The 14,388-nt window shown below is 62.3% G+C and carries 13 protein-coding genes; 6 read left to right on the top strand and 7 right to left on the bottom strand.

Annotated elements, in window-relative coordinates; translation table 11 throughout:
* Nucleotides 1-67: 67 nt before the first annotated feature.
* From bioD to bioB, 5 genes are all read right to left on the bottom strand, one after another.
* Nucleotides 68-748, bottom strand: coding sequence for a dethiobiotin synthase (gene bioD / locus HU742_RS01760; protein WP_186643511.1), 681 nt, complete (start codon nt 746-748; stop codon nt 68-70).
* Nucleotides 745-1,557 carry a malonyl-ACP O-methyltransferase BioC gene (gene bioC / locus HU742_RS01755; protein WP_186643510.1) on the bottom strand — a complete coding sequence of 271 codons (813 nt, stop codon included), beginning with the start codon at nt 1,555-1,557 and terminating at the stop codon, nt 745-747. The genes bioD and bioC overlap by 4 nt, the downstream gene beginning before the upstream one ends.
* Nucleotides 1,550-2,281 carry an alpha/beta fold hydrolase gene (locus HU742_RS01750; protein WP_186641126.1) on the bottom strand — a complete coding sequence of 244 codons (732 nt, stop codon included), beginning with the start codon at nt 2,279-2,281 and terminating at the stop codon, nt 1,550-1,552. Before HU742_RS01750 ends, bioC begins: the two co-directional genes overlap by 8 nt.
* Nucleotides 2,274-3,452: an 8-amino-7-oxononanoate synthase gene (gene bioF / locus HU742_RS01745; RefSeq protein ID WP_186641124.1), complete on the bottom strand. Its 1,179-nt coding sequence runs from the start codon at nt 3,450-3,452 to the stop codon at nt 2,274-2,276. Before bioF ends, HU742_RS01750 begins: the two co-directional genes overlap by 8 nt.
* A gap of 81 nt (nt 3,453-3,533) precedes the next feature.
* On the bottom strand, nt 3,534-4,589 hold the full coding sequence (gene bioB / locus HU742_RS01740) for a biotin synthase BioB (RefSeq protein ID WP_186612847.1): 1,056 nt from the start codon (nt 4,587-4,589) through the stop codon (nt 3,534-3,536).
* Nucleotides 4,590-4,679: 90 nt separating this feature from the next.
* On the opposite strand from bioB, the gene HU742_RS01735 reads away from it, so the two are divergent.
* The 5 genes from HU742_RS01735 to rarD all read left to right on the top strand — a co-directional run bounded on the left by HU742_RS01735 (nt 4,680) and on the right by rarD (nt 10,289).
* Nucleotides 4,680-5,420 (top strand): ComF family protein, encoded by a 741-nt coding sequence (locus tag HU742_RS01735; protein ID WP_186643509.1) that lies wholly within the window; start codon nt 4,680-4,682, stop codon nt 5,418-5,420.
* 57 nt (nt 5,421-5,477) lie between these two features.
* Nucleotides 5,478-6,242: a TOBE domain-containing protein gene (locus HU742_RS01730; protein ID WP_186641121.1), complete on the top strand. Its 765-nt coding sequence runs from the start codon at nt 5,478-5,480 to the stop codon at nt 6,240-6,242.
* 67 nt (nt 6,243-6,309) lie between these two features.
* Entirely contained in the window at nt 6,310-8,211 is a 1,902-nt protein-coding gene (locus HU742_RS01725; RefSeq protein WP_186643508.1) for a PhoX family protein, read from the top strand.
* Nucleotides 8,212-8,339: 128 nt separating this feature from the next.
* Nucleotides 8,340-9,314, top strand: coding sequence for a serine/threonine protein kinase (locus HU742_RS01720; RefSeq protein ID WP_186612855.1), 975 nt, complete (start codon nt 8,340-8,342; stop codon nt 9,312-9,314).
* An 87-nt stretch (nt 9,315-9,401) separates the two neighbouring features.
* Nucleotides 9,402-10,289 (top strand): EamA family transporter RarD, encoded by an 888-nt coding sequence (gene rarD / locus HU742_RS01715; RefSeq protein ID WP_186641118.1) that lies wholly within the window; start codon nt 9,402-9,404, stop codon nt 10,287-10,289.
* 217 nt (nt 10,290-10,506) lie between these two features.
* On the opposite strand, the gene HU742_RS01710 is transcribed toward rarD, so the two are convergent.
* Nucleotides 10,507-11,025 carry a glycine cleavage system transcriptional repressor gene (locus HU742_RS01710; protein WP_186641117.1) on the bottom strand — a complete coding sequence of 173 codons (519 nt, stop codon included), beginning with the start codon at nt 11,023-11,025 and terminating at the stop codon, nt 10,507-10,509.
* 437 nt (nt 11,026-11,462) lie between these two features.
* Between HU742_RS01710 and HU742_RS01705 the strand changes: the two genes are divergently transcribed.
* Nucleotides 11,463-13,640 (top strand): malate synthase G, encoded by a 2,178-nt coding sequence (locus HU742_RS01705; protein ID WP_186643507.1) that lies wholly within the window; start codon nt 11,463-11,465, stop codon nt 13,638-13,640.
* Between the two features lie 81 nt (nt 13,641-13,721).
* Here the strand turns inward: HU742_RS01705 and HU742_RS01700 are convergent, their stop codons facing one another.
* Nucleotides 13,722-14,168, bottom strand: coding sequence for a response regulator (locus HU742_RS01700; RefSeq protein ID WP_060740319.1), 447 nt, complete (start codon nt 14,166-14,168; stop codon nt 13,722-13,724).
* Nucleotides 14,169-14,388 lie beyond the last annotated feature (220 nt).

The following is a 14,388-nucleotide window of genomic DNA, read 5'->3' as shown; positions in this document are numbered from 1 at the left end:
CGGTAAAAGGCCCGACAAAAACACTAATGGCACAGTGCCTCGTCATAGGCAAAACCTTGGCTCGTCTTTAGTCCAGCAGATCCAGTTGCAGGTGTTCGGCCACAGCTTGGGCCGTCACGCTCTGGATGCGCGCCACTCTACCCAGGCACGGCGCCGGAAGTCGTTCGGCCAGGGTCGCCAGGTTCTCTTCCAGGCGCGAGGTGGCCGGGTCGATGATGTTGGCCACCCAACCAGCCAGCTGCAAGCCATCACGGGCAATCGCCTCGGCGGTCAACAACGCATGGCTGATGCAACCCAGGCGCACGCCCACCACTAGGATCACCGGCAGGCCCAGCGCTATCGCCAGGTCCGAGAGATTGTCCTGGCCGGCCAGCGGCACACGCCAACCACCCGCGCCTTCGATCAAGGTGAAATCGGCGTCCAACGCCAGCACTTCGCGCATCGGGCCGAGCAGCGACTGCACCGTCAACGCCACGCCGGCTTCACGGGCGGCCAGGTGCGGCGCGATCGCCGGCTCCAATGCCACCGGGTTGACCTGTGAATAAGTCAGCGGCACCGAGCACTCGGCCAGCAACGCCAACGCGTCAGCGTTGCGCAGGCCCTTGGGCGTTACTTCGCAGCCAGAGGCCACGGGTTTGCCCGCGGCCGTGCTCATGCCGGCCTGCCGGGCAGCGTGCAGCAGGCCCGCCGCAACGGTGGTCTTGCCGACGTCGGTGTCGGTGCCGGTGATGAAATAAGCCTGGCTCATAGCGGTTTCTCCAACACTGCGTAGACCACTTGGTAAGTCGCTGGCAAACCCTGGGCCTGACGGAACTGTTCATAGGCTTCAACGAGCGCCAGGATCCTCGCCCTGCCCGTCAGCCCACCTGGGCGGCCAGGGTTCAGATTATGCGCACCCAAAGCTTTCAATTCGTGGGTCAGGCCGCGCACGTCCGGGTAATGCAACACATGAGGCTGATTTTCAAGACTGACGACCTTCATTCCGCTGGTCGCGCACAGCTGTTGATAAGTCTCGAATGGACGGAAACGGTTGACGTGCACCAAGCCATCCACCTGCCGCCAGCTGTCGCGCAGCTCGTACAGCGTGCCGACACACAGACTTGTGAAAGCGAACATTCCGCCCGGTTTCAGGACGCGATGGGCCTCACTCAACACCGAGGCAAAATCGGCGCACCATTGCACCGCAAGGCTGGAGAAAACCAGCTCGCAGCTCGCCGATTGCAAAGGCAGGCGCTCCGCGTCGCCGGCGACGAAATGCGCCGCGCCGCCTTGGGGGCGAGCATGCTTGAGCATGCCCTCGGCGATATCCAGCGCCAGGCCGGTCGCCTCGCCGAAGCGCTCGCCCAGCGCCCGAGTGAAATAACCCGTGCCGCACCCCAGGTCCATCCAGCGCCCTGGCTTGAATGACGGAGGCAGACGCCCGAGCAATTGCTCACCCACATCGCGCTGCAATTGCGCGACGCTGTCATAGCTGGCCGCCGCCCGGGAAAACGAGGCCGCTACCTGGCGTTTATCGGGCAAGGCGCCGGGTAATCTCACAACAGCCAAATCAGTCATCACCGGACTCATGCAAAAAAGCCTGGATCGCCCCCGCCACGCCGTGGGGATCATCCAGAAGGAATCCGTGACCGGCCTGTTCAATCAGGCCGATTTCGACATCCGGCAGTAACGCCAGCAGATCACCGGCCGCTTCGGCCGGCACCAAGGCGTCGAGCCCGGCAAAGAGATGCAATTGCGGACCGCGAAAGCCCTGCAACGCAGCACGAGTGTCGAGTTGCGCCAGCAGTTCGAGCCCGGCCATCAAGCCATCTGGCGACGTGGTCGGTGCACCGGCGAGCAACAATCGCGACAACCCGCGCGGGTCGCTGCACCCTTGGGCACACAGCAAGCTGAAGCGCTTGAGCGTCTGGCGCGGGTCGGCGGCACATCCGGCAAGAAATCCATCAAAGGTCTCGCCGGCCATCGCGCTCGGCCATTGTTCGTGGGCCACGAAAGAAACATTGCTCGCCAGGGTCAACAGGCCGCAGCAGCGCTCGCCCCGGCGCGCCGCCAGCTCCGATGCCAGCATACCGCCCAGGGACCAGCCGCCCAGCCAGGCATCCTGGGGCAAGGTGGCATCCAGCTCATCGAGCCATTCATCGAGGTCGCTCGATGCCAGTGCAGGCAAGGGCTCGATTTCCACCTGCAAGTGCTCGTCGAGCCCTCGTAGCGCCGCCGCAAGAGGTTCGAGCGGCGAAATGCCCAGCCCCCAGCCGGGCAACAAAATCAGTCGATCACGCATCACTTGGCTCCGGTCCCAGCCGGGCAACACACTCGGCCAGTGCCTGTAACAATAGTTGCACCTGGGCTTCGCTGTGGGCAGCGGTCAGCGTTACCCGTAAACGGGCGCTGCCGGCCGGCACGGTCGGTGGGCGGATCGCCGTGACCATCAGCCCCCGCTCTCGCAGCATTTTCGACAAGCGCATAGCCCGCCCCGCGTCACCGATCAGAATGGGCTGGATCGGCGTGAAGCTGTCCATCAATTGCAGGCCGATCTGCTCGGCGCCCAGGCGGAACTGGCGGATCAGCACCTGCAAGTGCTCGCGCCGCCAATGTTCGCTGCGCAGCAATTCAAGACTCTTGAGGGTGGCGCAGGCCAATGCCGGCGGCTGGCTGGTGGTGTAGATATAAGGTCGTGCGAACTGGATCAGGCTTTCGATCAATTCCTCGCTACCGGCTACAAAGGCACCAGCGGTGCCGAACGCCTTGCCCAGCGTGCCGACCAGCACCGGCACGTCGTCCTGGCTCAAGCCGAAATGTTCGACGACACCGCCGCCGGTGGCGCCTAGCGTGCCGAAACCGTGCGCATCATCGACCATCAGCCACGCCCCTTTGGCCCTGGCTTCGCGGGCCAGGGCCGGCAGATCGGCGATGTCGCCGTCCATGCTGAACACGCCATCGGTGACTACCAGCGTATTGCCGACGGCTTTTTCCAGACGGTTAGCCAGGCTTTGGGCGTCGTTGTGCAGATAACGGTTGAAACGGGCACCGGACAACAGCCCGGCGTCAAGCAACGAAGCGTGGTTAAGACGATCTTCCAGCACCGTATCGCCCTGCCCGACCAATGCAGTAACGGCGCCAAGATTGGCCATGTATCCGGTGGTGAACAACAGCGCCCGCGCCCGCCCGGTCAAGTCGGCCAAGGCCTCCTCCAGGGCGTGATGCGGTCCGCTGTGGCCAACCACCAGATGCGAGGCGCCACCGCCCACGCCCCAACGAGACGCCCCGGCGCGCCAGGCCTCGATGACCTGAGGATGATTGGCCAGGCCGAGGTAATCGTTATTGCAGAACGCCAGCAACGATTGGCCGTCCACCACCACTTCCGGCCCCTGGGGACTTTCGAGCAGCGGGCGCTGGCGATAAAGATTTTCGGCACGACGGGCAGCCAGGCGTGCGGCGAGATCGAAGGGCATGCAGGCCTCGGGTGAACCGTTATTCAAAGGCTGGACAGATCCCGGTGGCAGCAGCTTGCTCCCACTGGGTTATGGATCCACTCAAACCGCTGCGTTGTAGAACTGCTCGCTGCTCTTCTGCTCCACCAGCGCCTGTTCAATGGCCGCCTGGTGCACTTCGTCGGCATGCTCTTCGCGGGCTTCGGGCTGGATGCCCAGCCGTGCGAACAACTGCATGTCCTTGTCCGCCTGCGGGTTGGCGGTGGTCAGCAACTTGTCACCGTAGAAAATCGAGTTGGCGCCAGCAAAAAACGCCAGGGCCTGCATCTGCTCGTTCATTGCCTCACGACCGGCGGACAAGCGCACATGGGATTTGGGCATCAGGATTCGCGCCACGGCCAGCATGCGGATGAAATCGAATGGGTCGATGTCCTCGGCATTCTCAAGCGGCGTGCCGGCGACTTTCACCAGCATGTTGATCGGCACCGACTCCGGATGCTCCGGCAGGTTCGCCAGCTGGATCAGCAGATTGGCGCGGTCATCCAGGGACTCGCCCATGCCCAGGATCCCGCCGGAGCAGATCTTCATTCCCGAGTCACGCACGTAGGCCAGGGTCTGCAGACGCTCGCTGTAGGTACGGGTGGTGATGATACTGCTGTAGAACTCAGGCGAGGTGTCGAGGTTGTGGTTGTAGTAGTCCAGGCCGGCCTGGGCCAGCGCTTCGGTCTGCTCCTGGTCGAGACGACCGAGGGTCATGCAGGTTTCCAGCCCCATGGCTTTCACGCCTTTGACCATCTCCAGCACGTAAGGCATGTCCTTGGCGGAGGGGTGCTTCCAAGCGGCGCCCATGCAGAACCGGGTCGAACCGATGGCCTTGGCGCGCGCGGCCTCCTCGAGGACCTTCTGCACCTCCAGCAGCTTCTCTTTTTCCAGCCCGGTGTTGTAGTGGCCGGACTGCGGACAATATTTGCAATCTTCCGGGCAAGCACCCGTCTTGATCGACAGCAGCGTGGAAACCTGGACGCGGTTGGCGTCGAAGTGCGCGCGGTGCACGGTCTGCGCCTGGAACAGCAGGTCGTTGAACGGCTGGACGAAGAGTGCTTTGACTTCGGCCAAAGACCAGTCATGACGCAGGTTGGCAGTGGTGCTGGCGCTCATGGGCATTTCCTTGATTATGCTTGGCTGGCGCCTGGGACATGGAATACCCACAGGCGCGACACGGATGTTCGGCATATTTAAGGAAGAGCCATGCGCTGTCAACCACGATACAAAGGACCGGTTTACATCTGGTTAAAAAACAAACAATCCTGCCTACTGTGTGGCGAGAGCACCGATACGCCACAGCCTATCTGCACCCCTTGCGAAAGCGAGCTGCCCTGGCTCGGCGGCCAATGCAGCGTCTGTGCCCTTGCGCTGCCCACGACCGGGCTGCGTTGCGGACAATGCGCCACACGCGCCCCGGCCTACGAGCGAGTCCTGGCGCCATGGGCCTATGATTTTCCGGTGGACAGCCTGATCACCCGCTTCAAGCATCAGGCGAAGTGGCCGCTGGGCCGATTGCTCGGCGAATTGCTCGCGCAATCCCTGCAGCACCATTTCGACGAAGGCCTGGAGCGCCCCGATGCGCTGGTGCCGGTGCCGCTGGCGACTCGACGTTTGCGCCAGCGGGGGTTCAATCAGGCGACGCTGCTGGCCCGTTGGCTAAGCGGGCCGCTGCAGATCCCTTGCGAAGAGAACCTGCTGCGGCGCATTCAGGACACGCCCGCGCAACAGGCCCTGGACGCCCGGGCCAGGCGTCGCAATCTGCGCCAGGCCTTCGCGTTGATGCCCGACGCGTTATTCAAGAATCGGCACCTGGCGCTGGTGGACGATGTACTCACCACCGGCGCCACGGCTGAGACGTTGGCGCGCCTGCTGCTCGAGGCCGGTGCCGCTCGGGTCGATGTCTACTGCCTGGCGCGGACACCGAAACCCGGCGACCCGGCTTGACGCGCCGCGGCCGAGGAGCCAACGTCGACGCATCGCCCGCTGCGCACAGTTTCCGTCATGTCATTGCCCACGCTCCTGACCCAGCACATCGTCCGCCGACCACAACGCATCGCCCTGTTGCAGCACATCGCCGAACAGGGCTCGATCACCCGGGCCGCGAAAAGCGCCGGGCTGAGCTACAAGGCAGCATGGGATGCGATCGATGAGCTGAACAACCTCGCGGATCAGCCGTTGGTCGAGCGTAGCGTCGGTGGCAAGGGCGGCGGCGGCGCGAAATTGTCCGAAGAGGGCCGGCGCGTGCTGCGCCTTTACCAGCGCCTGCAAGCGTTGCAGGCGCAGTTGCTGGAAGCCAGCGAAGATGCCAGCGACCTGGGTCTGCTCAGCCGTCTGATGTTGCGCACCAGCGCCCGCAACCAACTGCACGGCAAGGTCGTACGCATCGAGGCCCAGGGGCACAACGACCGGATACGCCTGGAACTGGCGCGAGGGTTGGTCATCGAAGCGCAGATCACCCGTGACAGTACGCTGCGCCTGGAGTTGGAGATCGGCGCCGAAGTGGTTGCATTGATCAAGGCCGGCTGGCTGGAGCTTTATCCCGCCGATCAGCCAGGCCGTCCGCAGATCAACAGTTTGCCTGGCGTAATCGAACACATCGCCGCCGCCGAAGACGGCCCCAGCGAAGTGCGCATCGGCCTCCCCAACGGACAGACGCTATGCGCCCTGGCCGCCCCGCTCCAGTTAAGCGAGCGAAACCTGGCTGCCGGTTCCCCGGTCCAGGTGCGGTTTTCGCCGTCAAACGTGCTGCTGGGCACACCGCTTTAGCGCACTGAAACAAAAGTTTCATGTGCTCGCTTTAAGGTGACTGCCAAAACCAGCAGGGAGCCTCCCGATGAGCCTATTAGAAGAAAACCAATCCACCGACCTGGAAAAGATCGTCGGCATGAGCCGTCGTCGCTTCATCGGCGCCGGCGCCCTGTGCGGCGCGGCGATGTTCCTGGGCGGCAACCTGCTGAGTCGCAGCGTCATGGCCGCCGCCGTGAGCGAAGGCAACAAAAGCCTGCTGGGCTTCGACAGCATTGCTGCCGCAACCACCGACACCATCACGCTGCCGTCAGGCTACAAGGCCTCGGTGCTGATCAGCTGGGGCCAGCCGCTGCAAAAAAATGCGCCGGCATTCGACCCAAGCGGCAACGGCACCGCCCGCGCCCAGGAAATGCAATTTGGCGACAACAACGACGGCATGAGCCTCTTTCCATTTCCCGGCGACAACAACCGGGCGCTGATGGCGATCAACAACGAATACACCAACTACCGCTACCTTTTCCCCCACGGCGGCCAGCCGCAGTCGGCCGAAGAGGTCCACAAGGCCCAGGCCAGCGAAGGCGTGTCGGTGATCGAGATCCAGCGTCGTCGAGGCCAGTGGCAGTTCGTCCAGGACTCGCGCTACAACCGCAGGATCCACGGCAACACGCCGATTCGCCTGGGCGGCCCGGCCGCCGGCCACGACCTGCTGAAAACCAGCGCCGACAAGAGCGGCAAGAACGCGCTGGGGACTTTCCAGAACTGCGCAAACGGCATGACGCCATGGGGCACTTACCTGACCTGTGAAGAAAACTTCACCGATTGCTTCGGCAGCAGCAACGCCGAGCTGAAATTCGACGACGCGCAAAAACGCTACGGTGCCACCCTCACCAGCCGCGAAATCAACTGGCACCTGCATGACCCACGCTTCGACCTGGCGAAGAACCCCAACGAACTCAATCGCCACGGCTGGGTAGTGGAAATCGATCCGTTCGATCCAAAGTCCACCCCGGTGAAACGCACCGCCCTGGGCCGCTTCAAGCACGAAAACGCTGCCCTGGCGCAAACTCACGACGGTCGTGCCGTGGTGTACATGGGCGATGACGAGCGTGGCGAATTCATCTACAAATTCATCAGCCGCCAGCGCATCGACCACGGCAACGCCAAGGCCAACCGCGACCTGCTGGACGACGGCACCTTGTACGTGGCGCGCTTCGATGCCGGCGACGGCAATCCAGACCATCCAAAAGGCAAGGGCCAGTGGATCGAACTGACCCACGGCAAGAATGGCCTCGACGCCGGCAAAGGTTTCCCCGATCAGGCGCACGTGCTGATCCATGCACGCTTGGCCGCCAGTGCCGTCGGCGCGACCCGCATGGACCGTCCGGAGTGGATCGTGGTCAGCCCGAAAGACGGCCAGGTTTATTGCACCCTGACCAACAACGCCAAGCGCGGCGAAGACGGCCAACCGGTGGACGGGCCGAACCCTCGGGCCAAGAACGTCTACGGACAGATCCTGCGCTGGCGCACCGAGCGCGACGATCATGCGTCCAATACTTTTGACTGGGATCTGTTCGTGGTCGCCGGCAACCCGACGGTACACGCCGGCACGCCCAAGGCCGGCTCGTCCAACGTCAACGCCCAGAACATGTTCAACAGCCCCGACGGCCTGGGCTTCGACAAGGCCGGACGGCTCTGGATTCAGACCGACGGCGATTCCAGCAACGCTGGGGACTTCGCTGGCATGGGCAACAACCAGATGCTCTGCGCTGACCCGGACAGCGGCGAAATCCGCCGCTTCATGGTCGGGCCCGTGGGTTGCGAAGTGACCGGCATCAGTTTCGCGCCGGACTACAAGACGATGTTCATCGGGATCCAGCACCCTGGTGAAAACGGTGGTTCGACATTCCCCGAGCACTTGCCTGATGGCAAGCCGCGGTCTTCGGTGATGGTCATTACCCGTGAGGATGGCGGAGTCATCGGCGCCTGACACATTGTGGCGAGGGAGCTTGCTGCCTCGCCACAATGACCGATTGAACGCCCACCGATCAATCGGGACTGCTTTACGCTAAGATGCTGGGTCGGACGCGGCAGCCCTGCCGCTGCGCAGGAGTCAGCATGTCCCATCCGTTTGAAACCCTCACGCCCGACCTCGTCCTCGATGCCGTCGAGAGCATTGGCTTCCTCAGCGACGCCCGCGTGCTGGCGCTCAACAGCTACGAAAACCGCGTGTATCAGGTCGGCATCGAAGACGCCGAGCCACTGATCGCCAAGTTCTATCGCCCGCAGCGCTGGACCAACGAAGCGATCCTGGAAGAACACCGGTTCACTTTCGAGCTGGCCGACTGCGAAGTGCCGGTGGTGGCGCCGCTGATCCACAACGGCGAAAGCCTGCACGAACACGCCGGGTTTCGTTTCACCCTGTTTCCCCGTCGCGGCGGCCGTGCGCCGGAGCCGGGCAATCTTGACCAGCTCTATCGCCTGGGCCAGTTGCTCGGTCGCCTGCATGCGATTGGGGCGACTCGTCCGTTCGAGCATCGAGAAGCCCTGGGCGTGAAAAACTTCGGTCATGACTCATTGGCGACTGTGCTGCAAAGCGGTTTCGTCCCCCGCAGCCTGCTGCCGGCCTACGAGTCAGTGGCCAGGGATCTGCTCAAGCGTGTCGAAGATGTCTACGCCGCCACGCCCCACCAGAACATCCGCATGCACGGCGACTGCCACCCGGGCAACATGATGTGTCGCGACGAGGTGTTCCACATCGTCGATCTGGACGACTGCCGTATGGGCCCGGCGGTACAGGACCTGTGGATGATGCTCGCCGGGGACCGTCAGGAATGCCTGGGGCAGCTGTCGGAACTGATGGACGGCTACCGGGAGTTCCACGACTTCGACCCGCGCGAACTGGCCCTGATCGAACCCCTGCGCGCCCTGCGCCTGATGCACTACAGCGCCTGGCTGGCGCGCCGCTGGGACGATCCGGCGTTTCCCCGCAGCTTCCCTTGGTTCGGCAGCGAGCGTTATTGGGGCGATCAGGTGCTGGCCCTGCGCGAACAACTGGCGGCGCTCAACGAAGAGCCGCTGAAGTTGTTCTGACGCCCATCGCTCGAAAAGGTCAGCAGCGTTATCAGACAAATCTCCTTACAATCATGCTTTTGTTAGCTGCCTAAGCAAGGACTCTGCATGCAAGCCGCCAACCCGCGTCGCGGGTATATCCTGGGCCTGAGCGCCTACATTATCTGGGGCCTGTTCCCGATTTACTTCAAAGCCATCGCCAGCGTGCCCTCGGTGGAAATCATCATCCATCGAGTGCTCTGGTCCGCGCTGTTCGGCGCGGCCCTGTTGATGGTCTGGAAACACCCGGGCTGGTGGCGCGAACTGCGCGATAATCCGCGTCGCCTGGCGATCCTCGCCCTGAGCGGCACGCTGATTGCGGCCAACTGGCTGACCTATGTCTGGGCGGTGAACAACGGGCGGATGCTCGAAGCCAGCCTGGGCTATTACATCAATCCGCTGGTCAACGTGCTGCTGGGCATGCTGATCCTCGGCGAGCGCTTGCGGCGCATGCAATGGGTGGCGGTCGGGTTGGCAGCGCTCGGCGTAGCGCAGCAGGTCTGGCAGGTGGGCAGCCTGCCGTGGGTGTCGCTGATGCTGGCGTTGACCTTTGGCTTCTACGGGTTGATCCGCAAGCAGGCGCCGGTGAAGGCACTGCCTGGGCTGGTGGTGGAAACCTGGATGCTCGTACCGATTGCTGTCGCCTGGCTGTTGCTCAATCCAGCAGCCACCAGCGCCCAAGCGGCGTTCTGGACGACGTCCGAAGCCTGGTGGCTGGTGGCGGCAGGCCCGGTGACGCTCATACCATTGGTATGCTTCAACGCCGCAGCACGGCACTTGCCCTACACCACGCTGGGCTTCTTGCAGTACATCGCGCCGACGCTCGTGCTGCTGCTCGCGGTGCTGTTTTTCGATGAACATTTGTCCTCCAGCACCCTGGTTGCATTCCTGTTTATCTGGGCCGGCCTGGCGGTGTACAGCGTGGATGCAGTGGTGAGCATGCGCCGGCGCAACTGATCATAAATTGCACAACCTCCTACAGGCCACGTCTGGCGTGGCCTGCGCTTATCTTTCCCAAGGTTATCCACAACCTGATCCCCGCCGTTTGTGCACAAGCCCTTGAAAATTGGCGATTTTTTAACCATTGCTCGCTGAGGCCCGGCGGGCCTGGGCTGGCGGCGGGTCTCTACAGGTTATCCACAGGCAGGCGCAACGTTTCCTTGGATAACCAGCGTCAGCTTTCGTCGCTCAGTTTCAGTTCGACCATCAGTTCATCGGCCAGCGTTTCCAAGCGTTCCTGCAACGTATCCAGCGACAAGGTCAAAGGCACGCCAAGAATCGCCTCGGCATGAAACAGCAATTCGCTGCTCATCGGTGCGGGTCGAACATGGGTCACCAGTCGCTCGACGTTGACGCCCTGCTCGCTCAGCAGGCGGGTGATGTCGCGCACGATGCCGGGACGGTCGTTGCCCACCAGCTCCATGGCGATGGGTTTCCAGGTGCAGGACTCTTCTATCGCATTTTCAGCGATCAACACCCGAATGCCGTGGGCCGATAGCCCCTGCAAGGCTTCGATCAGTTCTTCATGAGACTCGGCCGGAGCGCTGAGGCGAAGGATCCCGGCGAACTGGCCGGCCAGGTGCGACATGCGGCTTTCCAGCCAGTTACCGCCATGTTCGGCAATACATTGGGCGATACGCTCGACCTGCCCGGGCTTGTCCGGTGCAAAAACAGTGATGACAAGATGGTCCATGGCACAGCCTCTGTGGGGTGGATGAGACAGTATAGGCAACGCTGCGGATCAGGCCGGCAAGGCCTTGCGGCATATAATGTGTACAGTTCAAAAGATTTATCTGGAACAATCCGACTGTTTTTTGAGAACATCCGGTGCCGCGCCGTGACTGTACTGCTTTAGTCGGTCGCGGAACGACGCAATTAGTCTAATTTTCACAACCGCAATTGATCATGTAGTATTCCGCAGCGCGCACTACATAACGCGATACACCGGTTGCACCGATGTCTGCTTAAGGCCATTCGCATCCCTGAAAAGCCCCGTCAGCAAGGCTTGCACACCCAGCCGCCAGCGATGGCATGTACTGGTTCCGGGGTTTGTGGTTTAAATGTCCCGAGGCTTCATTATCAAAATCGAAGAGCTGAAAAGCGAAATAGCTGAGCAGAGTGAGGCAAGCAATGACTGAACACGTTCAAGTCGGTGGCCTGCAGGTCGCCAAAGTCCTGTTCGACTTCGTGAATAACGAAGCCATTCCCGGAACCGGCCTCACCGCCGATGCGTTCTGGGCCGGCGCCGACAAGGTCATTCATGACCTGGCCCCGAAGAACAAAGCCCTACTCGCCAAACGAGACGATTTCCAGGCACAGATCGATGCCTGGCACCAGGCTCGTGCCGACCAGGCCCACGACGCCGTGGCTTACAAAGCCTTCCTGCAAGACATTGGTTATCTGTTGCCAGAAGCGGCGGATTTCCAGGCCACGACGCAAAACGTCGACGATGAAATCGCGCGCATGGCCGGTCCGCAACTGGTCGTGCCGGTGATGAATGCCCGCTTCGCCCTCAACGCCTCGAACGCCCGCTGGGGTTCGCTGTATGACGCGCTGTACGGCACCGACGCCATCAGCGAAGCCGACGGCGAGGAAAAAGGCAAAGGCTACAACAAGGTCCGAGGCGACAAGGTCATCGCCTTCGCCCGCGCCTTTCTCGACGAAGCCGCGCCGCTGGCGGCTGGCTCCCATGTCGACTCCACCGGCTACAAGATCGTCGACGGCAAACTGGTCGTCGCGCTCAAGGGCGGCAGCAACAGCGGCCTACGCGATGACGCCCAACTGATCGGTTTCCAAGGCGAGACTTCAGCCCCTACCGCAGTGTTGCTGAAGCACAACGGCCTGCACTTCGAAATCCAGATCGATGCCAGCACCCCAGTCGGCCAAACCGACGCCGCCGGCGTGAAGGACATCCTGATGGAGGCCGCGCTGACCACCATCATGGACTGTGAAGACTCGGTCGCCGCCGTCGACGCAGATGACAAGGTCGTGATCTACCGCAACTGGCTCGGCCTGATGAAGGGCGACCTGTCGGAAGAAGTCGCCAAGGGCGGCCAGACGTTCACCCGGACCATGAACCCCGACCGCGTCTACACCGCCGTCGACGGCTCGGGCGTGACCCTGCATGGCCGCTCGCTGCTGTTCGTACGTAACGTTGGCCACCTGATGACCATCGACGCCATCCTGGACAAGGACGGTAACGAAGTGCCGGAAGGCATCCTCGACGGCTTGATCACCAGTCTTGCGGCGATCCACAGCCTCAACGGCAACACCTCGCGCCGCAACAGCCGCACCGGTTCGGTGTACATCGTCAAGCCGAAGATGCACGGGCCGGAAGAAGCGGCGTTCACCAACGAGCTGTTCGGTCGCGTCGAAGACGTGCTGAACCTGCCCCGCAATACCCTGAAAGTCGGGATCATGGACGAAGAGCGCCGGACCACGATCAATCTCAAGGCCTGCATCAAGGCGGCGAGTGAGCGCGTAGTCTTCATCAACACCGGCTTCCTGGACCGCACCGGCGACGAAATCCACACCTCCATGGAAGCCGGCCCGATGGTGCGCAAAGCCGACATGAAAGCCGAGAAGTGGATCGGCGCCTATGAAAACTGGAACGTCGATATCGGCTTGAGCACCGGCCTGCAAGGTCGCGCGCAAATCGGCAAGGGCATGTGGGCCATGCCCGACCTGATGGCAGCCATGCTTGAACAGAAAATTGCTCATCCTATGGCTGGCGCCAACACCGCGTGGGTTCCGTCACCCACCGCCGCCGCATTGCACGCGCTGCATTACCACAAGGTCGACGTGTTCGCCCGCCAGGCCGAACTGGCCAAACGCGCCCGCGCGTCGGTGGATGACATCCTGACCATTCCCCTGGCAGTCAGCCCGAACTGGACGCCCGAGCAGATCAAGCACGAACTGGACAATAATGCCCAGGGCATCCTTGGCTACGTGGTGCGCTGGATCGACCAAGGCGTCGGCTGCTCGAAAGTGCCGGACATCAACGACATCGGCCTGATGGAGGACCGCGCGACGTTGCGTATTTCCAGCCAGCACATTGCCAACTGGCTGCGCCACGGCATTGTCACCCAGGACCAGGTGATGGAAAGCCTCAAGCGCATGGCGACCGTCGTGGACCGCCAGAACGCCAACGACCCGCTGTACCGCCCGCTGGCGCCAGACTTCGACAGCAACATCGCCTTCCAGGCGGCGGTCGAACTGGTGGTCGAAGGCACCCGGCAGCCAAACGGCTACACCGAGCCAGTGCTTCACCGTCGGCGTCGTGAGTTCAAGGCAGCCAATGGGCTGTGATTGAGCGGTAAACGCGGCACAAAAAAAAGCCCTGATCTTGCGATCAGGGCTTTTTAGTTTGTAAATACTGGACCGCCGTGGCTAGAGATCCATCCCCAACTCATGCTTGACCAGCCCCAGCAGTTTGTCGGTATCGATCGGCTTGAGCAGAAAGTCCACCACGCTCAAGTGCATGGCCTCGATGGCATCCTTCACGTCGGCGTCTCCCGACACGATGATGATCGGCAGCGCTGCCCGTTCGGACTCGCGCACCAGGCGCACCAGTTCCAGGCCATCGACATTGCCCATGCGCAGATCGGTGATCAGCAGGCCGATCGACGGCTTGGTTTCCAGCATCTTGAGCGCCGTTTCGCCGCTGGCGGCGGTCATGCAGTGAATCCCGTCCAATGCCAGGATCTCCGACAGCAACTCGCGGGCGTCCTTGTCATCGTCGACAATCAAGACTCGCTGCGGCGGCAGGTCGGGTTCCAGCATGACGGCACTCAGCGCCTCGCGCTCGGCGTCACTCAAAATATCGTGGTCGGACATGGTGCTCTCTACGTTCTTGAATCGATCCCCTGGCACAGTGGTCAGACATCGTTCTGCGGCGCTTCAATGTGCACTTCGTCGGATTTTTTTCCAAGAGCATTCCAAGAAGAATTTTCCGAGGCCGGGCGTAGGTTTTTTCCGTAGTTTCGGCCCCGTTGCGGCGACCTAGACTTACGTCCAATGGGCAACCGCACGCTCAGGGGCCGACCATGGGGCACAG

Source organism: Pseudomonas marvdashtae, from assembly GCF_014268655.2.
GTDB classification, from domain to species: Bacteria; Pseudomonadota; Gammaproteobacteria; order Pseudomonadales; family Pseudomonadaceae; genus Aquipseudomonas; species Aquipseudomonas marvdashtae.
This window is presented reverse-complemented; position numbering and strand designations above follow the sequence as displayed.

Coding starts and splice junctions, on each gene's coding strand:
- bioD (WP_186643511.1), bottom strand. CDS start 748: ATGAGCCAGGCTTATTTCATCACCGGCACCGACACCGACGTCGGCAAG.
- bioC (WP_186643510.1), bottom strand. CDS start 1,557: ATGACTGATTTGGCTGTTGTGAGATTACCCGGCGCCTTGCCCGATAAA.
- HU742_RS01750 (WP_186641126.1), bottom strand. CDS start 2,281: ATGCGTGATCGACTGATTTTGTTGCCCGGCTGGGGGCTGGGCATTTCG.
- bioF (WP_186641124.1), bottom strand. CDS start 3,452: ATGCCCTTCGATCTCGCCGCACGCCTGGCTGCCCGTCGTGCCGAAAAT.
- bioB (WP_186612847.1), bottom strand. CDS start 4,589: ATGAGCGCCAGCACCACTGCCAACCTGCGTCATGACTGGTCTTTGGCC.
- HU742_RS01735 (WP_186643509.1), top strand. CDS start 4,680: ATGCGCTGTCAACCACGATACAAAGGACCGGTTTACATCTGGTTAAAA.
- HU742_RS01730 (WP_186641121.1), top strand. CDS start 5,478: ATGTCATTGCCCACGCTCCTGACCCAGCACATCGTCCGCCGACCACAA.
- HU742_RS01725 (WP_186643508.1), top strand. CDS start 6,310: ATGAGCCTATTAGAAGAAAACCAATCCACCGACCTGGAAAAGATCGTC.
- HU742_RS01720 (WP_186612855.1), top strand. CDS start 8,340: ATGTCCCATCCGTTTGAAACCCTCACGCCCGACCTCGTCCTCGATGCC.
- rarD (WP_186641118.1), top strand. CDS start 9,402: ATGCAAGCCGCCAACCCGCGTCGCGGGTATATCCTGGGCCTGAGCGCC.
- HU742_RS01710 (WP_186641117.1), bottom strand. CDS start 11,025: ATGGACCATCTTGTCATCACTGTTTTTGCACCGGACAAGCCCGGGCAG.
- HU742_RS01705 (WP_186643507.1), top strand. CDS start 11,463: ATGACTGAACACGTTCAAGTCGGTGGCCTGCAGGTCGCCAAAGTCCTG.
- HU742_RS01700 (WP_060740319.1), bottom strand. CDS start 14,168: ATGTCCGACCACGATATTTTGAGTGACGCCGAGCGCGAGGCGCTGAGT.